Origin of the sequence: Acinetobacter calcoaceticus DSM 30006 = CIP 81.8 (assembly GCF_000368965.1) — a bacterium.
In the GTDB taxonomy this organism is placed as follows: Bacteria; Pseudomonadota; Gammaproteobacteria; order Pseudomonadales; family Moraxellaceae; genus Acinetobacter; species Acinetobacter calcoaceticus.
The window spans coordinates 494,960-515,660 of record NZ_KB849779.1 but is presented as its reverse complement, the minus strand read 5'-3'; the positions used below and the strand labels follow the sequence as shown (position 1 = coordinate 515,660).

Genomic DNA, 20,701 nt, shown 5'->3' with positions numbered 1-20,701 from the left:
ATGTGTTTGAGGCCCTTATAAAAGTACAGCTTTATTTTTTGTATTTAAGCTGAATTACAGTTTTATCTTTTATAATGTTTTGTATCTTTAATAATACTTAAATCATCGTGATGATGAGGGATGTGCCTTTGAGCCCAACGGTTTTAGCTTTTACGCTATTAATTATTTCTAACTGTTTTATGACACTTGCATGGTATGGGCACCTTAAATTTTTGCACCATGCTCCACTCTGGCAAGCGATTTTATTCGGTTGGATTATTGCCCTGCTTGAATATAGTTTTATGATTCCTGCTACTCGTATGCTGAGTGCACAAGGTTGGTTACTCGGTGAAATGAAGATCACACAGGAAGTGGTTACGCTGATTGTGTTTGTACCGTTTATGATTTTCTTGTTTAAACAACCATTTAAACTAGATTACTTGTGGGCGATGTTATGTCTATTTGGTTGTGTTTATTTCGTATTTAGAAGCCAATAATCTGCAATAGCTTGTATTGAATAATTGATTCTATACAAGCTATTATTTTCTAAATACCTGATTATCTTGCAGGGTGTTTACACGCTTTTTTTAGAATTTTAGAAAATTGTTGATCCCTTGGCGTTGGGTCTTCATAGTCAAAGGCATTGAGTTGATTAAGCGCGCTATATTAATAAAATTTGAGAATGTGTCACTGTTAAACCATGACATTTTTTGATGATATTAAAAATATTCGCAGAGCTGGTCAGTTAAATTTTCGTGAGATGAAAAATCAGTCTATAATAATGGGCTTCCGAACCATTTAAAACTTGGCTCTCGTCGAGATTTATCTTCTTTTACTTTTGTCTCTGGAACATTAGCAATGAATGCGGCCGCAGCACAAGACGCTCAACCTCTCGTTGGAATTATTATGGGTTCTCAATCTGATTGGGCAACTCTCGAAAACACAGCCAATATGCTTAAACAGCTTGGTGTCCCATTTGAAGCGGAAGTGGTATCTGCTCATCGTACTCCAGATCGTTTATTTGAATATGCAGAAACTGCGCGTGATCGTGGTATTCAAGTGATTATTGCTGGTGCTGGTGGTGCAGCGCATTTACCTGGAATGTGTGCCGCAAAAACTGATTTACCAGTTTTAGGTGTGCCAGTTAAATCATCAATTTTAAATGGCGTAGACTCTTTGCTTTCAATCGTACAAATGCCAGCTGGTATCGCAGTAGGTACTTTAGCGATTGGTCCAGCAGGTGCGACGAATGCAGCAATTATGGCGGCACAAATCTTAGGTTTAACTCGTCCTGAAATCGCAAAAAATGTTGCTGATTTCCGTGCTGCGCAAACTGATAAAGTTGCAAGCAAAAATATTCCGGGTCAGGTGTAAGAGGCTGAGATGGATAAAACTATCGGTATTTTTGGTGGTGGGCAACTGGGTCGAATGATGGCTCAAGCGGCTTTACCATTAAATATTCAGTGTACTTTTTTTGAAGCAAATACAGATTGTCCAGCAGGTGTTTTAGGCCAAGTCTTTTCTAGTCAAGATGAGCAAGGTTTAAAGCAGTTTATTGAAAGTGCTGATGTTTTCAGTCTTGAGTTTGAAAATACACCAGTTGAAGATGTTGATGTTTTAACACAAACCAAAGCATTGCACCCTCCCCGTGTTGCTTTAGCGACTGCGCAAAATCGTTTGTCAGAAAAAGCATTGTTTGATGAACTTACTATTCCCGTTGCGCCGTATCGTGCTGTAGATAGCTTAGAAAGTTTGAAAAAGGCTGTTGCTGAGCTTGGTTTACCGATTGTGCTTAAGACTGCAACTGGTGGATATGATGGTAAAGGTCAGTTTGTACTTCGTTCAGAAGACCAGATTGACACCGCTTGGGCTGAACTTGGCCCTGCAAAAAGTCTAGTTGCCGAAAGCTTTGTTAAATTCTCTCGCGAAGTTTCAATTATTGCGGTGCGCGGCCAAAATGGTGAAGTAAAAACTTGGCCATTGGCTGAAAATCACCACCATAATGGCATTTTATCGCATTCAATTGTTCCAGCACCGAATAGTGAAGCTTTACAGCCTGTTGCTCAAGACTACATTACACGGTTGTTGAATCACCTCAACTATGTTGGTGTGTTGACTCTAGAGCTGTTTGTGACAGAACAAGGTTTGTGTGCAAATGAGATGGCACCACGTGTGCATAACTCAGGTCACTGGTCAATTGAAGGCGCTGTCTGTTCTCAGTTTGAAAACCATATTCGAGCTGTTGCAGGTCTTCCATTAGGTTCAACAGACGTTGTTCGTCCAACGGTCATGATCAATATCATTGGTCAGCATCCTAAAACTGAAGATGTACTTGCCTTAAATGGTGCTCATCTACATCTTTATAACAAGTCAGAACGTGCTGGCCGTAAGTTAGGTCATATCACTTTAATGCCTGTGGATAGCAATGAATTGACGACCTTATGCCGTCAATTGGCGAAAATTTTGCCAGAACCACTCGCTCTAACAGTAGATATGACCCTCTAAATACTTTTGATTTTGCAAAAAAGCGATCTTCGGATCGCTTTTTTTATCTTTTAAATTTAAAAAATAAATCATAAGTATTTTTGGATTTTTGGATAACTTTTTATAGGAATTTTTGAATTTAAATATTGATGGTGTTTTTAAATTTAAAAAATGAAAACAAGTTTTCTACATTGTTTTGAATTTAAAGTTAGTTATCCACAAGAGAGTTTGATTTATAACAGATGGTGGAGGCTATATTTTTTGAATTCAAAACTAATGATGTTTGTTGAAGTGTTTTAAATTCAAAATAACGTGGCAAGTTTGAATTTAAAACATGGGTCGCTTTTTGAATTTAAAAACACAGATTGTTTGGTTGATTAGATTTGCCATGTCGTAAAGAATGACGAAATATAGAAAAGAATCAATAAATAGTACTGTTTTTCTCAGTTGTGGATAAGTTTATCCACAGAAACACATGTTTTATAGTTTAAATTTAAAATAAGGTTTTTGAATTTAAACTATACGCTATTATTTTGAATTCAAAACTGGTGATGCACACTGGTCGAAGTTTTAAATTCAAAATAAAGTGGAAAATTTGAATTTAAAACAATGGAAATGAATTTAAAGAAGAGATTATGAATTCAAATTTACGTTTTCTCTCTGAAATTTTAGACTCATAATGGTATGGTACTTAAAAATTTAAATTCAAAAATTGAAACTGGGATAATATGCGACGTTTTTCTTGTATTGTTGGCTCTGTATTTTTAGCAATGACTCAGGCTCAAGCAGAGCTCGTAATTAATGGTTCTACAATATCTAGCAGTGCCACTGTTCCGGCAGTGACTAACGAAAATTATACGCCTAATAATAATTTCCAAAGTTGTTTGGCAAATTTACGCTCTCAAGCGATTGCTGCTGGAGTCTCTGGTACAACCTATGATCGTTATACTCAAAACTTAACTCCAGATTATTCGGTTATTGATAAATTAAATTATCAACCAGAATTTTCGACACCAATTTGGGATTATCTTTCTGGCTTAGTCGATGAAGAGCGTGTTGAGCTTGGAAAACAAAAGTTGGCACAATATCGCGATGTTTTAAATCGTGCTTCTCAAACTTATGGCGTGCCACCAGAAACAATTGTGGCAGTGTGGGGTGTTGAAAGTAATTTTGGTGATATTTCTGGAAAATATCCTTTATTACAAGCACTCGGAACTTTAAGTTGTGAAGGTCGCCGACAAAGTTATTTCCGTACTGAATTTTTTGCCACCATGCGTATTTTACAGCGTGGTGACTTAACCGAAGATCAACTGAAAGGTTCATGGGCTGGTGCATTTGGTCATACCCAATTTATGCCATCGACCTATGAACGATTAGCTGTTGATTTTGATGGAGATGGTCGTCGCGATTTGGTGTCTAGTACAGTTGATGCATTGGCTTCAACGGCTAATTTCTTAAATAAAGCGGGTTGGCAAGCAGGAATGCCATGGGGTTTTGAAGTAAAAGTTCCCCAAGGTATGTCAGTTGATGGAGAAGGGCGACGCTCAAAGAAAGCTTTGAGTAGCTGGAGTGCGCGAGGTGTTACTCGGATTGACGGCTCTCCACTTGTCCAAGGAGCTTTATCTAGCAGTACTTCGGCAGGTTTAATGGCACCAGCAGGCGTAAATGGTCCAGTATTCTTAGTATTTAAGAATTTTGATGCTATCTATAGTTATAACGCTGCGGAAAGTTATGGTCTTGCAATTGCTCATCTATCTGATCGTTTAAAAGGCGCTCGTCCTTTTGCGACATCTTGGCCAACTGATGATCCAGGAACTTCACGTGCAGAACGTCGTGAAATCCAACAGTTTTTGATTAATCGCGGCTACGATATTGGTGCGGTTGATGGTCTTATTGGGGATAAAACCCGTGTGGCTATTCGTCAGGAGCAAACTCGTTTAGGTTTAAATCCAACTGGACGAGCAGGGCAACAAATCTTACGCGCATTCCGCCAAGAACAAGCCCAAAAAATGATGCAATAAACTGAAAATAATAAAAAGGTCTGCACATGCAGACCTTTTTTATAAGTATTTGTATAAGATTGCTAATCTAATTTAACCGCTTCTAATATATCAAAAATAACTGAAGTGACATCTTGGCTTAAATCTCGATCATTAAAGATTTCATACGCAGTGATCGTAACATCTGTATCACTTGGTAATTGCTTTTGTTCTTCTTCAATTAAATGTTCAATCGGTAGCAGAGTCTGTTTCACTTCAAGATGCAAAATATCTTTATAATCAATATTTTCATCTTCAAGCTCGATTTCATGCTCATTGAAAAAGGGAATTAGAATAGAATGAAGATACGGTTTGATTTCAATAATATCAAACAGTTCAATATCGCGTGTTTGTTCAATTGTGCTGATATGATCATTTACTTCAATCAGGATATGATAGTAACTCATCTTGATCTCCATTCTATTTTCGTTAGCTCTTATGACCACAATAACATGACTTTGATATGAATTTCGATGTATCTATCTAGAAATAGATACATCATTTTATATCAAGTTCTTAATTATTGAGGTAAAGCACTCAATAGATCACGATCAGCGTCAGTAAGGCCAGTGATTTTTTTGTCACCATCTTTACGAACTGAGTACATCAATGCATTTGGCTGATCACTGTGTTTTAAGCCAAGTGCATGTCCTAACTCATGAGCAATCGTTAAACGTAAATCATCAATAGACTTAAACTCATAAATCACAATTTGTTTGCCGTTGTAGATACCTTTTTTAAAGACATCTGCTTGAGCATTTTGCTTAAATTCGTTTAATGATTCATTAAACTTATTATTAATCTGATTAAAATGAGTAACTTTGACATTTAAATCTTTAGCTTGCTCATTATATGCAGCAATTTCTTTCTTTAAAGCAACGGTTTGCTTTTGCAAATCTTTCTGGGTTTTAGCTAAAGATTTAGCACTATATTCAGGTGCTAATTTGCCTTGGTTAAGTTGCATCATTTGCTGGTCAAGATTTTTCAATTTGCCATTCAAAATCTGCTTTTTATTTTCAAGGTCAGATTGAGTTTGACCAAGGGTTTGCTTCAATTGCTTAATTTGTTGCTGTTCATCAATTACACGTTGCTGTTCTTGCTGGAACTGAGCTGCAATTTTTTGACGTTGTTCAGAACGACTTTGACCATTATCGTAAACTAGACGAATTTCTAACTTTGCATTTGGATCATAAGTAAAATAATCCTGCCCAGTGCCTTGTTTCCAAATATCTGCAGCTTGTTGGCTAATCTGAATCAATTGATCTTGGCTCAAACCAAAACGTGGATCAATGTCAGCAATTTTATAAGTCAAGTGCTGACCCGCTTTTTGCTGAATTTGAGTATGAGCTGGAGTGGCAAGATTAGCATTAGCCTGAAAATTAGAAAAAGCAAAGGCTACGCCTAGTAACAAAGATGTTAAACGCATAATAGAAGAGGGGGAGATTTTAAAAAAAAACGTATTATAAGAATATAAAGTGAAAAATCAATCAAAAAATGTACAATTCAGATAAATAAATGCGACTTTAGTCTCATTAGTTTTTACCAAATGCAAAATTATTTTTTAGAAAAAATTCAATATGTTTGGTTTTGTTTATTTTTTTTAATCATTTAACTTTAATGATTTTCCTTAATTGAACTATAAATTGAGCCTAATAACTCTAAATCGGAATCTGTTAATTTGAAATTATGAATATCTTGCTCTTTTAAACGGGGGTACATTAAAGATTTGGGATCAGTAGTATGTTTTAGTCCTAAAGCATGGCCAAACTCATGAGCAAGGGTCAAACGTAAATCATTTAAAGAAGCATAACCGTAAATTTGAATTTGGTTTTGACTGAATAAGCCTTTATGAAAGGTCTGAATACTGGTTTTTTGTTCTAGCTTAAATTGTGTCATTAACGTTGTTAAATCGCTTTGCTCTTGATTTAGTTCTTTAATTTTTTTGTTAAGCATTTGAATTCTAAAATTTAAATTATTTGATTCATTTTGCAAATTTCCAGATATTTGTTGTAGTTGGTTTTGCCGCTCTTTTAGTTCATCGGCAAGATAGTATCGATGTTCCCCTTGGTTAAAGTGTGTTACGTCTCGTTGATAGTGTTCAAATTCAGCTTTTAGACTGATCTTTTTTTTGTTCAAATCAGATGATAGCTGATCAATTTCTTGTTTGTTTAAAATAATCTCTTCATTTTTAATGCGCCATTGTTCCTGCTTTTGTAAAAGAGCATTTAAATTTTCTTGTTGTTCACTTTTAATAATTTGATGATCATCATAAATTAAGTTAATTGATAACTGTGCTTCTGAATCATAAGAAAAATAGGTTTTTCCAGTCTCTTTGTGCCAGATTTCAGCAGCTTGTTGGCTTACTTCAATAAGTTGTTCTTTACTGAGCTGAAACCGTGGGTCAATAAAAGCAATTCGATACTTTAAAGGTTGATTAGACGAAGCAATTGGTAGATTACTTTGAGCAAAGCTCGTCGTTTGTAAGCTTATGCATAAACACAAGCTAAGTCCCCACCATAGAAATTTTTTCATGGCAAAATAAAAAATATAAATAAATCTTATTGTTAGCTACTTAATTAATTTCGTCAAAATGATAAAAAATGCAGGAGAGTGGAGGAATTTGTGATCTGGCTATAAAAATTTAAAAAGATGTTTTTAGACTTGGCAATAATGGAATAATTAATGTAATAAGTAACAATGTCTTTTAGTTTATAAAATCTTTTTTATAATTAATAGATTAGTTTTTATCATTGATCTTTTTGACATTAAGATAATTAAAAATATCCTTAAAAAGCTATTGTTATTTTTTGTAACTAATAAAAAACCGCGCCTAAGCGCGGTTTTTTATTAAAGAAACAAATTATTTTTTGTCATCTTTAACTTCAGTAAACTCTGCATCTACAACGCCATCGTCAGCTTTTTGTTGACCTGCATCGCCACCTTGGAATGCATTTGGATCAAAGCCTTCTGCACCACCAGCTTGCTGTGCTTGTTCATAAGCACGTTGAGTGATAGGCATTAAGATGTTTTGTAAAGCTTCAGTTTTAGCTTTGATATCTTCAACATCATTTTCTTTTGTTGCTAATTCAAGTTCAGAAACCGCAGTACTTACAGCTGTTTTTTCATCTTCAGTAACTTTATCACCAAGATCTTTTACAGCTTTGTTCGAGCTTGAAATTAATGCATCAGCTTCATTACGAGCTTTTGCAAGTTCTTCAAACTTACGATCTTCTTCAGCATTCGCTTCAGCATCTTTAATCATTGCTTCGATTTCAGCATCAGACAAACCTGAGTTTGCTTTAATCTGGATTGATTGCTCTTTACCAGTGCTCTTATCTTTAGCAGATACTTTCAAGATACCATCAGCATTGATGTCGAAAGATACTTCAATTTGTGGCACACCACGTGGAGCAGGTGGAATGTCGCCTAATTGGAAGTTACCCAACAATTTGTTTTGTTGAGCCATCTTACGTTCACCTTGGTAAACAGAAATATCTACAGCAGGCTGGTTGTCAGCAGCAGTAGAGAACACTTGTGATTTCTTCGCAGGAATCGTCGTGTTTTTCTCAATGATTGGCGTTAATACACCACCCATTGTTTCAATACCTAAAGTTAATGGTGTTACGTCTAATAAAAGAACGTCAGTTTTGTCACCAGACAATACCGCACCTTGAATCGCAGCACCAATTGCAACTGCTTCATCAGGGTTCACGTCTTTACGTGGCTCTTTACCAAAGAATTCTTGTACTTTTTGTTGTACAAGTGGCATACGAGACTGACCACCAACCAAAATCACGTCAGAGATGTCAGAAGTCGAAAGACCAGCATCTTTAAGCGCGATACGGCAAGGTTCAATTGTACGAGCAACTAAATCAGCAACTAAACCTTCAAGTTTTGCACGTGTTACATTGATCACTAAGTGTTTAGGACCAGTTGCATCAGCAGTGATGTATGGAAGGTTGATTTCAGTTGCATTCGATGAAGAAAGCTCGATTTTTGCTTTTTCAGCAGCTTCTTTCAAACGTTGTAACGCAAGTGGGTCATTTTTCAAGTTCACACTTTGTTCTTTCTTAAATTCTTCAACCAAGAATTCAATTAACGCGTTATCAAAGTCTTCACCACCAAGGAAAGTATCACCATTTGTTGATAACACTTCGATTTGTTGGTCGCCATCAAGGTCTGCGATTTCAATGATTGATACGTCAAAAGTACCACCACCTAAGTCGTAAACAGCAATTTTACGATCGCCTTCTTTTTTGTCCATACCGAACGCAAGTGCAGCAGCAGTTGGTTCGTTAATGATACGTTTAACGTCTAAACCAGCGATTTTACCCGCATCTTTAGTTGCTTGACGTTGAGCATCGTTAAAGTAAGCAGGAACAGTAATAACTGCTTCTGTAACTGTTTCACCTAAATAGTCTTCTGCAGTTTTCTTCATCTTTTTCAAGATTTCAGCAGAGATTTGTTGAGGCGCTAATTTTTTATCGTTTACTTCTACCCAAGCATCACCATTGTCAGCTTTGATGATTTTATAAGGTACAAGACCGATGTCTTTTTGTACCGCTTGATCTTCATAACGACGACCAATTAAACGCTTAATAGCGAATAATGTATTTTTCGGGTTAGTTACTGCCTGACGCTTAGCACTTTGACCCACTAAGATCTCGCCATCTTTATAAGCAATGATCGATGGAGTTGTACGTGTGCCTTCAGCGTTTTCGATTACTTTTACTTTATCGCCTTCAAGTACAGCAACGCATGAGTTGGTAGTACCTAAGTCAATACCAATAATTTTTGCCATGTGACGTTTTCCTCAAAAATTCTTTTGCAATGTTTTTTGCTTGTTATCCGATATGAGAGTGAATCTATTTTTTTCAAGCGTTTTAGCGAAAAAAAATCTAAAAACTCTCAATTTTTTATTTATTGACCAACCATAACCATAGCAGGGCGCAATAAGCGACCATTTAAGGTATAGCCTTTTTGTAAAACGGTACCGATTTCATTCGCTTTAGCGTCTGGGGCAATGCCCACTGCTTGATGTAAATCTGCGTTGAAACCATTTTGAGTGTCAGCTTCTACAACACCAAATTTTTCCAGCGTGGTTAATAGTGACTTCAAGGTTAACTTAATGCCCTCAAGTACAGGAGTTTCTTCATCACCCGCTGCTTGAATTGCACGCTCTAGATTGTCTACAGAATCCAGCAATTCTTTTGCAAATTTTTCAAGCACAGTTTCCTTATGCTTCTCAGACTCACGTTGAATACGCTCTACACTTTTTTGTGCTTCGTAAACAGCATTCGCTGTACGTGCTTTTTCAAGTTTAAGGCTTTCTTCTAATTTAGTGATTTGTGCTTGTAAAGATTCAACGGTAACGTCGTTTGCTTGCTCTCCACCTTCAGCCTGAGTTTGCTCATTAGATTGCTCTGCTTGCTCGTGTTGAATGTCTTGAGCTTGCTCATTTTGCTCATTAGCCATTGATGATCTCCGTTTAAATGGGTTTTTAAACATGTACAGTCCTTTTTGGCATCAGTATTTACTGTGTAAAACCTGAACTGCCATGCATATGCTGTAATTCATTAATAGGTATGAAGTATGGGCACTGCCTAAAAATTCAAGCGTACACGACAATTTAAAGCTTTTAATTTTGCGGTTTTAAGTAAAAATCTAAATTTTCGATCATAAAAGCAATAAATTCCTGAGTTATTTTGGGTAAATGCTGCCTAGATGCATATACCACTGACAGACTTAATTCCGGAGCTGAAAAGTTTTTAAATAAAGGAACTAGTCGTTTTTCTTTTAAATCTTTTTTAACTAATAGTGAAGGCAACATAGCTACACCCTGAGCATGTAGACACATATCATAAACAGCATTTACATCATTACTTTTAAAGGTAACGTTTAAAGGATAATTCTGTGGTTGTTGCTCTTCATCAAAAAGAGTCCAGTATTGATGCTGGCTATGGTGAGCTAAACATTCATATTGAATAAGTTGTCGTGGGTGAGAGAGGGGGCTGTGCTGTTTTAAATAGTCTGGATGAGCACAAAATACTGATTCGATCTGACAGACAGGTCTCGCAATTAATCCATCTGCAACTTTTTGCGTTATACGCAAAGCTAAATCGACTTGTGCATCAATCAAGTCAATTGTATTTTCAGTAAGATATACATCAAATTGAATATGTGGATGTTGCTTTTTAAATTGACGAATACATTCGCCAACACCTAATTGAAATAAAAATAAACCACAAGTGAAACGAATCGTACCGTTATGTTGTTCGGGTGCTGCTAGCTCTTGTAAAAGTTGTTGTTGTTGTAAAATATTTTCGCAGTAGAGAAGGGCTTTTTCACCGGCTGGAGTGAGAGATATTTTTCGAGTATTTCGCTGAAATAGGCGAGTTGAGAATGTATGCTCTAGGTGCTCAAGATAGCGAGAAACCATGGCACGGGAATAATTAAGATGTTCTGCGGCTTTGGTTAAATTGCCATGCTGAGCAATAGAAACAAAGACTTGTATGGCTTTTAATGTGTCCATATGCTTTATCATTATTACAATTTATGCAACAGTTTATCTTAGTTTAGTGCATTTACCTTACAGAAATTGCAATTTAAAGTATTCCTTATGAAATTGGAGAATACATAATGAAATTTTTTAAATTAACTGCTTCGGCTCTAGCAACTGCTACAGCTTTGACGATGGCTTCCACAGCTTTTGCACAAGATCTAAAAATCCAAAGTTTTCTGGCTAAACCAGAACATTTTGGTGTGACTTCTACTTTAATTGAAGGCGATAAAGAAGTTCTATTGGTTAATGCGCAATTCTCAAAATCTGAAGCATTACGTATTGCTGCCGATATTCTCGATAGCGGTAAAACGCTAAAGACAATTTTCGTAAGTTATGGTGACCCCGACTATTACTTTGGTTTAGATGTATTTAAACAGTACTTCCCAAATGTACAAATCATCGCAACTCCGGAAACTGTTAAACATATTCAAGATACTCAAGCCCTTAAAGTGAAGTATTGGGGTCCACAAATGGGTGCAAATGCGCCTAGCCAAATTATTGTGCCTCAAGCTTACACTGCTAAAACTTTAAAACTAGAGAATGAGTCAATTGAAATTAAAGGTAAGAAAGAACTCACTTATTTATGGATTCCTTCTTCTAAGGCAGTAGTAGGTGGTATTCCTGTATCTTCAGGCATTCATTTATGGATGGCAGATACACCAAAAGTTAAAGACCGCAATGAAGTAATTCAAACTCTAGAAAACATTAAAGCGCTTCAACCTCAGACGGTTGTTCCTGCCCATATGGTTGAGGGAGCTCCACAAGGTTTGGATGCGGTTAACTTTTCGATCGACTATCTCAAGAGCTATGAGAAAGCCGTTAAAGTAAGTAAAAATGCGAGTGAGCTGAGTCAGCTCATGCAAAAACAATATCCAACATTAAAGAGTGTGGATAGCCTAGAGCTAGGTGCAAAAGTTGTAAAAGGCGAGATGCAGTGGCCGTAATTTAAATCGAAATATCGTAAATTTTTAGAGAAGCCGTGGTTGATACTCGGCTTTTTTAATGGGAACAGGAATTTTTAAGCAAAAAACCTCTGTAACATTCTACGTACCTTATATAGCGTTTCTATAAAGAGAATTTTTTTGAGTAGAGCAAAAGGCTTAAGATCAAAATTAAAAATTGATAAAATTAAACAAAAGCTTAAGTTGCTACTTTTATATAAAAGGTAGAGATGAAGCTAAGGAAGAGAATTTAATAAAAAATTGCACAATTTGTACTTCTATTACTACAAAAGACAACCAATGATACGCACGCCAGAAAAAAAAATTGTGAATTATAGGCAGCGCAAAGATGATCTTTGCATTTAAGTGTTTGTCGTAATGAAAGGAAAGCGATTATGAAAAAATTAGGTCTTATCTCTGTAGTACTTGCTGGCGTTGCTTTTACAGCTGTTGGTTGTGCATCTGAAGCTGGTTTAAATGCATCAGGTTCTGCTCAAACAAGTGCTAGCCCATCTGGCGTAGAAGCTGGTGTAGGTGTTGATGCTGGCGTTTCTGGCCAAGCACAACCAGGTCAAGTTGATGCTGGTGCTTCAGGTTCAGTTTCTGGTTCTGCAACTGCTCAGTAATTCTTAGTAATAAGAACAGTTAAAAGGTTATAGAGTCATATATTTAAGATGCCGATTTATATATGGAATGAGCTGCTACTCATTACTCTATAATTAAGAGAGTTTAGAATTCTCAAAAAAGCCCCAAAAGACGTAGCTTATTGGGGCTTTTTATATAGTAAAGAATTTAGTCATCATGACGAGAATCTCGACGATTATGATCACGATCTTCTACTCGTTTTTTATTCCACTCGTGGCGTCTTTTATCGTCATCACGGTGTTTTTTATCCTCGTCATGGCGTCTTTTATCCCACTCATGACGGTTTCGGTCCTGTTCGCGAGCAACTCTTCGTTGTTGTTCATATATTCTTTGACGCTCTTCCCAGCGTTTTCGTTCCCAATCATTATATCGACGTCCATCATTGCGATCATAGCGATTAGTATCATGGTAACCATAGCCACCACGATAAGAAGGGTCATCCGTATAAGCCACACAGCCTACAGTTAAGAGACTGGTTGCTAATAAAGTAACAACTAGTTTTGTTGACATAATCGTACCTCTTTTTGTCTGTTAACAATAATTGGCAAAAAACTCCTGCTTGAAACGACAGATTTGTTAATGACATTTGCTTTAAATCAGATTAGCGTAATTTAGTTTTTACCTTTGTATCTTGATTACATGAGTTGTATGCGAATATAGTCAAACAGCAACAGAATTCTGTAGAAAATATGAAGGATAAGAGGAATTCATGGAGATAGGCATGACAGCATTTAATCAAAAAATTCAAACATTGCTAGATAAGGGCCAAGGGCCCGCTGCTCGAGCTCTTGATAAGTTACCTCGATTAGCTCAAGAATCACTTGCCAAAATTCTTGGGTATTCTTACCAATATCCTGACTTGGACTCATTTACTAAATGTCTGATGGCTGTACAAATTAAGCAGGGGCGTATCGGTTTTATTGGTCCAGATCCAATTGAATCCAGAAGGCAGTTTGATACGCAAATGCTGGCTATACGCCAGAAATCAACGGATATTGATTCTGTAGAAGATATTCGTTTACCTCTTCAAAGTGGAACCGTTTTCGCGAGACACTATCATCCAGCATCTAATAAAAAATTACCTCTTCTTGTTTTTTATCACGGAGGGGGATTTGTTGTAGGTGGATTAGATACTCATGATGAGGCGTGTCGTATATTGGCAAAATATGCAAAAGTACAAGTACTCAGTATCGATTATCCTCTTGCGCCTGAGGTTTCTCCTCAACATTTAATCCAATCCTGTGAAGATGCTTTGGCTTGGGTATATCAAAATCGTAGACAATTAAAAATATTAAAAGGTCGAATCGCGGTAGCGGGAGATAGTGCAGGTGGAAACATTAGTACAGTCGTGGCTCAACGATCAGTCAATAAACCTTATGCTCCACAGGCCCAACTTCTTATTTACCCTGCAGTCGATTTCAAGAGTCGACATCCTTCCTTCTATGCATATAACGAAGGATTGGTTTTGACTGATAACGATATCAATAATGTCACTCAATATTATGCAACCCAGCATAACGTAGAATTAGATGATCCTATTATTTCTCCAACCTATGGAAACTTGAAGAAGAATCCACCGGCTTTTGTGATTACTGCTGGGCATGACGTATTACATGATGAAGGGAAAATCTATAGCTATAAGCTACGCCAAAATGGCGTCAAAATGCATTATGAAGAATACTCAGATCAAACGCATGGATTTATAAATCTGACGCCTATTTCTAAAAAGGCCAAACGTAACACCATTGAGTTCAGTAAAAACTTTAGAAAATTTTGGGATAAAAATAGCTAAATAAAAGTTTGGTCCATGTTTCACGTGGAACGTGGACTCATACTCAAATCTAAAATATAAGGCTTTAAATAAAAGATAATAAATACTCACTAGAATTCTTTTATATAGACGATTAAATTTAACCTTTATTAAGTTATTAAGTTTTGCATTTTACTGTAGGAAGATATGAAAAAATTATTAATGCTATGTTGCTTGGGTTTAAGCAGTCATTCAGTCTGGGCTGACACTTTAGTTGAAATGCAAACAAATTTAGGCAACATAGAAATACAACTTTATGATGAGAAAGCCCCAATCAGCGTCAAGAATTTTAAAAGCTATATAAAGTCGAACTTTTATAAAGATACGATATTCCATCGAGTAATTCCTGGTTTCATGGTACAGGGTGGTGGGCTTACTGCAAATATGCAGGAAAAGACCACTCGAGCACCAATCAAAAATGAAGCTGGAAATGAGATTGCTAACACACGAGGAACCTTAGCAATGGCTCGTACCGCAAATCCTGACTCTGCTACTAGCCAGTTCTTTATTAATGTCGCAGATAATAGTTTTCTAAATCGCTCTGCTAGTAATGCTGGTTATGCAGTTTTCGGAAAAGTGATTAAAGGAATGGATGTGGTTGACCGTATTGTAAAAGTACCGACAATCACTGATGGAATGCATCAGAACGTTCCTAAACAACCTATTAAGATAATAGAAGTGAAAATCAAAAAAGAATGAAAATAAAAGATTTTAATATTTATTGTTTGTTATCAATATCTTGATGAAGTTTTATTTCGTTTTTTGATTTTGATTGGGTGAAAAAGAATCGATCAAACACATATATTTAGAAAAGTGCTTGCGTACCAATTTTTTTCCCCTATAATGCACTCATCCCGACGCGATACATGAGAATATCTTAGCTTACAGGGTTAGGATGAAAAGCTTAGTATTGCGTTGAATTCTGTCTCTGACGAAGAGCAGAAAGATCATTAAGAGATTATGAAGAACAACTTGTGTGGATTTTTACTGATTGATTGATCGAAATATTATCATTGATTGATTGGTTTAAATTACTCGAAGTTTATTTGAGCGAAATTTAAGTCAGAAAATTGATGAGCCAGAATTGGCACCTTGTCTTTAATAAGGTGCAAAATGATTTTTAACTGAAGAGTTTGATCATGGCTCAGATTGAACGCTGGCGGCAGGCTTAACACATGCAAGTCGAGCGGAGTGATGGTGCTTGCACTATCACTTAGCGGCGGACGGGTGAGTAATGCTTAGGAATCTGCCTATTAGTGGGGGACAACATTTCGAAAGGAATGCTAATACCGCATACGTCCTACGGGAGAAAGCAGGGGATCTTCGGACCTTGCGCTAATAGATGAGCCTAAGTCGGATTAGCTAGTTGGTGGGGTAAAGGCCTACCAAGGCGACGATCTGTAGCGGGTCTGAGAGGATGATCCGCCACACTGGGACTGAGACACGGCCCAGACTCCTACGGGAGGCAGCAGTGGGGAATATTGGACAATGGGCGCAAGCCTGATCCAGCCATGCCGCGTGTGTGAAGAAGGCCTTATGGTTGTAAAGCACTTTAAGCGAGGAGGAGGCTACTGAAGTTAATACCTTCAGATAGTGGACGTTACTCGCAGAATAAGCACCGGCTAACTCTGTGCCAGCAGCCGCGGTAATACAGAGGGTGCAAGCGTTAATCGGATTTACTGGGCGTAAAGCGCGCGTAGGCGGCTAATTAAGTCAAATGTGAAATCCCCGAGCTTAACTTGGGAATTGCATTCGATACTGGTTAGCTAGAGTGTGGGAGAGGATGGTAGAATTCCAGGTGTAGCGGTGAAATGCGTAGAGATCTGGAGGAATACCGATGGCGAAGGCAGCCATCTGGCCTAACACTGACGCTGAGGTGCGAAAGCATGGGGAGCAAACAGGATTAGATACCCTGGTAGTCCATGCCGTAAACGATGTCTACTAGCCGTTGGGGCCTTTGAGGCTTTAGTGGCGCAGCTAACGCGATAAGTAGACCGCCTGGGGAGTACGGTCGCAAGACTAAAACTCAAATGAATTGACGGGGGCCCGCACAAGCGGTGGAGCATGTGGTTTAATTCGATGCAACGCGAAGAACCTTACCTGGCCTTGACATAGTAAGAACTTTCCAGAGATGGATTGGTGCCTTCGGGAACTTACATACAGGTGCTGCATGGCTGTCGTCAGCTCGTGTCGTGAGATGTTGGGTTAAGTCCCGCAACGAGCGCAACCCTTTTCCTTATTTGCCAGCGAGTAATGTCGGGAACTTTAAGGATACTGCCAGTGACAAACTGGAGGAAGGCGGGGACGACGTCAAGTCATCATGGCCCTTACGGCCAGGGCTACACACGTGCTACAATGGTCGGTACAAAGGGTTGCTACCTAGCGATAGGATGCTAATCTCAAAAAGCCGATCGTAGTCCGGATTGGAGTCTGCAACTCGACTCCATGAAGTCGGAATCGCTAGTAATCGCGGATCAGAATGCCGCGGTGAATACGTTCCCGGGCCTTGTACACACCGCCCGTCACACCATGGGAGTTTGTTGCACCAGAAGTAGGTAGTCTAACCGCAAGGAGGACGCTTACCACGGTGTGGCCGATGACTGGGGTGAAGTCGTAACAAGGTAGCCGTAGGGGAACCTGCGGCTGGATCACCTCCTTAACGAAAGATTGACGATTGGTAAGAATCCACAACAAGTTGTTCTTCATAGATGTATCTGAGGGTCTGTAGCTCAGTTGGTTAGAGCACACGCTTGATAAGCGTGGGGTCACAAGTTCAAGTCTTGTCAGACCCACCATGACTTTGACTGGTTGAAGTTATAGAAAAGAAGATACATAACTGATGATGTAAGCTGGGGACTTAGCTTAGTTGGTAGAGCGCCTGCTTTGCACGCAGGAGGTCAGGAGTTCGACTCTCCTAGTCTCCACCAGAACTTAAGAGAAGTTCGGATTACAGAAATTAGTAAATAAAGATTTAAATCTTGGTTTATTAACTTCTGTGATTTAAGTATCACGGTATTAAGCATGACCTGACGAAGGCATGTTTATTCATTAACAGATTGGCAAAATTGAGTCTGAAATAAATTGTTCACTCAATAATGAAGAGAGAGGAAGTAATTCTGATCTTGGAATTAATTGAGAACTAGCAAATTAACTGAATCAAGCGTTTTGGTATATGAATTAGATTGAAGCTGTACAGTGTTTAAATACACAGTACTTCAAACTGTAAGAGATTGATGAGAAATCATTGATCATGTCTTATTACTCCTTGTAGGTAATAACGACTGTTTGGGGTTGTATAGTCAAGTAATTAAGTGCATGTGGTGGATGCCTTGGCAGTCAGAGGCGATGAAAGACGTAATAGCCTGCGATAAGCTCCGGGGAGGCGGCAAATATCCTTTGATCCGGAGATTTCTGAATGGGGGAACCCACCTACTTTAAGGTAGGTATTGCAACATGAATACATAGTGTTGCAAGGCGAACGAGGGGAAGTGAAACATCTCAGTACCCTTAGGAAAAGAAATCAATTGAGATTCCCTTAGTAGCGGCGAGCGAACGGGGATCAGCCCATTAAGTTATGTGTGTTTTAGTGGAACGCTCTGGGAAGTGCGAACGTAGAGGGTGATATTCCCGTACACGAAAGGGCACACATAATGATGACGAGTAGGGCGAGGCACGTGAAACCTTGTCTGAATATGGGGGGACCATCCTCCAAGGCTAAATACTCCTGACTGACCGATAGTGAACCAGTACCGTGAGGGAAAGGCGAAAAGAACCCCTGTGAGGGGAGTGAAATAGATCCTGAAACCGCATGCATACAAGCAGTGGGAGCCGACTTGTTCGGTGACTGCGTACCTTTTGTATAATGGGTCAGCGACTTATATTCAGTAGCGAGGTTAACCGTATAGGGGAGCCGTAGAGAAATCGAGTCTTAATAGGGCGTTTAGTTGCTGGGTATAGACCCGAAACCAGGCGATCTATCCATGAGCAGGTTGAAGGTTGGGTAACACTAACTGGAGGACCGAACCCACTGTCGTTGAAAAGCCAGGGGATGACTTGTGGATAGGGGTGAAAGGCTAATCAAGCCTGGTGATAGCTGGTTCTCCCCGAAAGCTATTTAGGTAGCGCCTCGGACGAATACCATAGGGGGTAGAGCACTGTTTCGGCTAGGGGGTCATCCCGACTTACCAAACCGATGCAAACTCCGAATACCTATGAGTACTATCCGGGAGACAGACTGCGGGTGCTAACGTCCGTAGTCAAGAGGAAAACAATCCAGACCGCCAGCTAAGGCCCCAAAATCATAGTTAAGTGGGAAACGATGTGGGAAGGCATAGACAGCTAGGAGGTTGGCTTAGAAGCAGCCACCCTTTAAAGAAAGCGTAATAGCTCACTAGTCGAGTCGGCCTGCGCGGAAGATGTAACGGGGCTAAAACTATGTGCCGAAGCTGCGGATTTGACTTTTAAGTCAAGTGGTAGGGGAGCGTTCTGTAAGCCGATGAAGGTGTATTGAGAAGTATGCTGGAGGTATCAGAAGTGCGAATGCTGACGTGAGTAACGACAAAACGGGTGAAAAACCCGTTCGCCGAAAGACCAAGGGTTCCAGTCCAACGTTAATCGGGGCTGGGTGAGTCGACCCCTAAGGCGAGGCCGAAAGGCGTAGTCGATGGGAAATTGGTTAATATTCCAATACTTCTGTGTAATGCGATGAGAGGACGGAGAAGGTTAAGTCAGCCTGGCGTTGGTTGTCCAGGTGAAAGGAAGTAGGCATGCATCTTAGGCAAATCCGGGGTGCTCTATGCTGAGATCTGATAGCAAGCTGTACTTGTACAGCGAAGTGGCTGATACCATGCTTCCAGGAAAAGTCTCTAAGCTTCAGTTACACAGGAATCGTACCCTAAACCGACACAGGTGGTCAGGTCGAGTAGACCAAGGCGCTTGAGAGAACTCTGCTGAAGGAACTAGGCAAAATGGTACCGTAACTTCGGGAGAAGGTACGCTGTTGTTGGTGATGGAACTTGCTTCCTGAGCTGATGACAGCCACAGAAACCAGGCCGCTGCAACTGTTTATTAAAAACATAGCACTCTGCAAACACGAAAGTGGACGTATAGGGTGTGATGCCTGCCCGGTGCTGGAAGGTTAATTGATGGGGTTAGCGTAAGCGAAGCTCTTGATCGAAGCCCCAGTAAACGGCGGCCGTAACTATAACGGTCCTAAGGTAGCGAAATTCCTTGTCGGGTAAGTTCCGACCTGCACGAATGGCATAATGATGGCGGCGCTGTCTCCAGCAGAGGCTCAGTGAAATCGAAATCGCTGTGAAGATGCAGTGTACCCGCGGCTAGACGGAAAGACCCCGTGAACCTTTACTGCAGCTTGACATTGAACTTTGACCTTACTTGTGTAGGATAGGTGGGAGGCTTTGAAGTTGGAACGCTAGTTCCAATGGAGCCGTCCTTGAAATACCACCCTGGTAATGTTGAGGTTCTAACTCTGCCCCGTAATCCGGGGCGAGGACCATGTCTGGTGGGTAGTTTGACTGGGGCGGTCTCCTCCTAAAGAGTAACGGAGGAGTACGAAGGTGCGCTCAGCGTGGTCGGAAATCACGCGTAGAGTATAAAGGCAAAAGCGCGCTTAACTGCGAGACCCACAAGTCGAGCAGGTACGAAAGTAGGTCTTAGTGATCCGGTGGTTCTGTATGGAAGGGCCATCGCTCAACGGATAAAAGGTACTCTGGGGATAACAGGCTGATACCGCCCAAGAGTTCATATCGACGGCGGTGTTTGGCACCTCGATGTCGGCTCATCTCATCCTGGGGCTGAAGCAGGTCCCAAGGGTATGGCTGTTCGCCATTTAAAGAGGTACGCGAGCTGGGTTTAGAACGTCGTGAGACAGTTCGGTCCCTATCTACCGTGGGCGCTGGAAATTTGAGAGGATCTGCTCCTAGTACGAGAGGACCAGAGTGGACGAACCTCTGGTGTACCGGTTGTGACGCCAGTCGCATCGCCGGGTAGCTATGTTCGGAAGGGATAACCGCTGAAAGCATCTAAGCGGGAAGCCTACCTCAAGATAAGATTTCCCTAGGACTTTATGTCCTCTAAAGAGCCGTTCGAGACTAGGACGTTGATAGGTTGGATGTGGAAGCATAGTGATATGTGAAGCTGACCAATACTAATTGCTCGTGAGGCTTGACTATACAACACCCAAGCAGTTGTATATAAAGCATCAATCGATTCATTAATATGC

The 20,701-nt window shown here is 39.5% G+C and carries 13 protein-coding genes, 2 tRNA genes, 2 rRNA genes and 2 pseudogenes; 12 read left to right on the top strand and 7 right to left on the bottom strand.

Annotated features, from left to right (window positions below; all coding sequences use genetic code 11):
* Positions 1-113: 113 nt before the first annotated feature.
* The 4 genes from F936_RS04830 to F936_RS04815 all read left to right on the top strand — a co-directional run bounded on the left by F936_RS04830 (position 114) and on the right by F936_RS04815 (position 4,484).
* The gene (locus F936_RS04830; RefSeq protein ID WP_080547845.1) at positions 114-476 is read left to right on the top strand and encodes a DMT family protein; all 363 of its coding nucleotides are present in this window, start codon (positions 114-116) and stop codon (positions 474-476) included.
* 361 nt (positions 477-837) lie between these two features.
* Positions 838-1,353, top strand: coding sequence for a 5-(carboxyamino)imidazole ribonucleotide mutase (gene purE / locus F936_RS04825; RefSeq protein WP_002115451.1), 516 nt, complete (start codon positions 838-840; stop codon positions 1,351-1,353).
* A gap of 9 nt (positions 1,354-1,362) precedes the next feature.
* Positions 1,363-2,484 carry a 5-(carboxyamino)imidazole ribonucleotide synthase gene (locus F936_RS04820; RefSeq protein WP_005045309.1) on the top strand — a complete coding sequence of 374 codons (1,122 nt, stop codon included), beginning with the start codon at positions 1,363-1,365 and terminating at the stop codon, positions 2,482-2,484.
* Positions 2,485-3,191: 707 nt separating this feature from the next.
* On the top strand, positions 3,192-4,484 hold the full coding sequence (locus tag F936_RS04815; protein ID WP_005045307.1) for a lytic murein transglycosylase: 1,293 nt from the start codon (positions 3,192-3,194) through the stop codon (positions 4,482-4,484).
* 62 nt (positions 4,485-4,546) lie between these two features.
* Here F936_RS04815 and F936_RS04810 read toward each other — a convergent pair whose 3' ends face one another.
* From F936_RS04810 to F936_RS04785, 6 genes and pseudogenes are all read right to left on the bottom strand, one after another.
* The gene (locus F936_RS04810; RefSeq protein WP_080595501.1) at positions 4,547-4,921 is read right to left on the bottom strand and encodes a hypothetical protein; all 375 of its coding nucleotides are present in this window, start codon (positions 4,919-4,921) and stop codon (positions 4,547-4,549) included.
* A gap of 101 nt (positions 4,922-5,022) precedes the next feature.
* A pseudogene (locus F936_RS04805) lies at positions 5,023-6,005 on the bottom strand (M57 family metalloprotease).
* 111 nt (positions 6,006-6,116) lie between these two features.
* Positions 6,117-7,034, bottom strand: coding sequence for a matrixin family metalloprotease (locus tag F936_RS04800; RefSeq protein ID WP_005045302.1), 918 nt, complete (start codon positions 7,032-7,034; stop codon positions 6,117-6,119).
* Between the two features lie 328 nt (positions 7,035-7,362).
* Entirely contained in the window at positions 7,363-9,303 is a 1,941-nt protein-coding gene (gene dnaK, locus F936_RS04795) for a molecular chaperone DnaK (RefSeq protein ID WP_003656004.1), read from the bottom strand.
* Positions 9,304-9,422: 119 nt separating this feature from the next.
* A complete protein-coding gene (gene grpE, locus F936_RS04790) occupies positions 9,423-9,977 on the bottom strand; it encodes a nucleotide exchange factor GrpE (protein ID WP_003656003.1) in 555 nt (184 codons plus the stop codon).
* 128 nt (positions 9,978-10,105) lie between these two features.
* Positions 10,106-11,034: pseudogene (locus tag F936_RS04785) on the bottom strand (LysR family transcriptional regulator).
* Positions 11,035-11,141: 107 nt separating this feature from the next.
* Between F936_RS04785 and F936_RS04780 the strand changes: the two are divergent.
* Positions 11,142-12,008 carry an MBL fold metallo-hydrolase gene (locus F936_RS04780; RefSeq protein ID WP_004640298.1) on the top strand — a complete coding sequence of 289 codons (867 nt, stop codon included), beginning with the start codon at positions 11,142-11,144 and terminating at the stop codon, positions 12,006-12,008.
* Between the two features lie 392 nt (positions 12,009-12,400).
* Positions 12,401-12,631, top strand: a complete 231-nt coding sequence (locus F936_RS04775; protein ID WP_004640301.1) for a hypothetical protein — start codon at positions 12,401-12,403, stop codon at positions 12,629-12,631.
* 166 nt (positions 12,632-12,797) lie between these two features.
* On the opposite strand, the gene F936_RS04770 is transcribed toward F936_RS04775, so the two are convergent.
* Positions 12,798-13,160, bottom strand: coding sequence for a hypothetical protein (locus F936_RS04770; RefSeq protein ID WP_005045299.1), 363 nt, complete (start codon positions 13,158-13,160; stop codon positions 12,798-12,800).
* A 211-nt stretch (positions 13,161-13,371) separates the two neighbouring features.
* On the opposite strand from F936_RS04770, the gene F936_RS04765 reads away from it, so the two are divergent.
* The 6 genes from F936_RS04765 to F936_RS04740 all read left to right on the top strand — a co-directional run bounded on the left by F936_RS04765 (position 13,372) and on the right by F936_RS04740 (position 20,651).
* Entirely contained in the window at positions 13,372-14,442 is a 1,071-nt protein-coding gene (locus F936_RS04765; RefSeq protein ID WP_017390186.1) for an alpha/beta hydrolase, read from the top strand.
* Between the two features lie 165 nt (positions 14,443-14,607).
* Positions 14,608-15,159: a peptidylprolyl isomerase gene (locus F936_RS04760; RefSeq protein WP_005045294.1), complete on the top strand. Its 552-nt coding sequence runs from the start codon at positions 14,608-14,610 to the stop codon at positions 15,157-15,159.
* Between the two features lie 422 nt (positions 15,160-15,581).
* Positions 15,582-17,119, top strand: a 16S ribosomal RNA gene (locus F936_RS04755).
* A 59-nt stretch (positions 17,120-17,178) separates the two neighbouring features.
* Positions 17,179-17,255, top strand: a tRNA-Ile gene (locus tag F936_RS04750).
* A gap of 56 nt (positions 17,256-17,311) precedes the next feature.
* Positions 17,312-17,387, top strand: a tRNA-Ala gene (locus F936_RS04745).
* A 370-nt stretch (positions 17,388-17,757) separates the two neighbouring features.
* Positions 17,758-20,651, top strand: a 23S ribosomal RNA gene (locus tag F936_RS04740).
* The 16S and 23S rRNA genes sit together here with 2 tRNA genes alongside, the layout of an rRNA operon.
* Positions 20,652-20,701 lie beyond the last annotated feature (50 nt).

Excerpts from the sequence above, each read along its gene's own strand:
- F936_RS04830 (WP_080547845.1), top strand. The coding sequence starts at position 114 with ATGAGGGATGTGCCTTTGAGCCCAACGGTTTTAGCTTTTACGCTATTA.
- purE (WP_002115451.1), top strand. The coding sequence starts at position 838 with ATGAATGCGGCCGCAGCACAAGACGCTCAACCTCTCGTTGGAATTATT.
- F936_RS04820 (WP_005045309.1), top strand. The coding sequence starts at position 1,363 with ATGGATAAAACTATCGGTATTTTTGGTGGTGGGCAACTGGGTCGAATG.
- F936_RS04815 (WP_005045307.1), top strand. The coding sequence starts at position 3,192 with ATGCGACGTTTTTCTTGTATTGTTGGCTCTGTATTTTTAGCAATGACT.
- F936_RS04810 (WP_080595501.1), bottom strand. The coding sequence starts at position 4,921 with ATGGAGATCAAGATGAGTTACTATCATATCCTGATTGAAGTAAATGAT.
- F936_RS04800 (WP_005045302.1), bottom strand. The coding sequence starts at position 7,034 with ATGAAAAAATTTCTATGGTGGGGACTTAGCTTGTGTTTATGCATAAGC.
- dnaK (WP_003656004.1), bottom strand. The coding sequence starts at position 9,303 with ATGGCAAAAATTATTGGTATTGACTTAGGTACTACCAACTCATGCGTT.
- grpE (WP_003656003.1), bottom strand. The coding sequence starts at position 9,977 with ATGGCTAATGAGCAAAATGAGCAAGCTCAAGACATTCAACACGAGCAA.
- F936_RS04780 (WP_004640298.1), top strand. The coding sequence starts at position 11,142 with ATGAAATTTTTTAAATTAACTGCTTCGGCTCTAGCAACTGCTACAGCT.
- F936_RS04775 (WP_004640301.1), top strand. The coding sequence starts at position 12,401 with ATGAAAAAATTAGGTCTTATCTCTGTAGTACTTGCTGGCGTTGCTTTT.
- F936_RS04770 (WP_005045299.1), bottom strand. The coding sequence starts at position 13,160 with ATGTCAACAAAACTAGTTGTTACTTTATTAGCAACCAGTCTCTTAACT.
- F936_RS04765 (WP_017390186.1), top strand. The coding sequence starts at position 13,372 with ATGACAGCATTTAATCAAAAAATTCAAACATTGCTAGATAAGGGCCAA.
- F936_RS04760 (WP_005045294.1), top strand. The coding sequence starts at position 14,608 with ATGAAAAAATTATTAATGCTATGTTGCTTGGGTTTAAGCAGTCATTCA.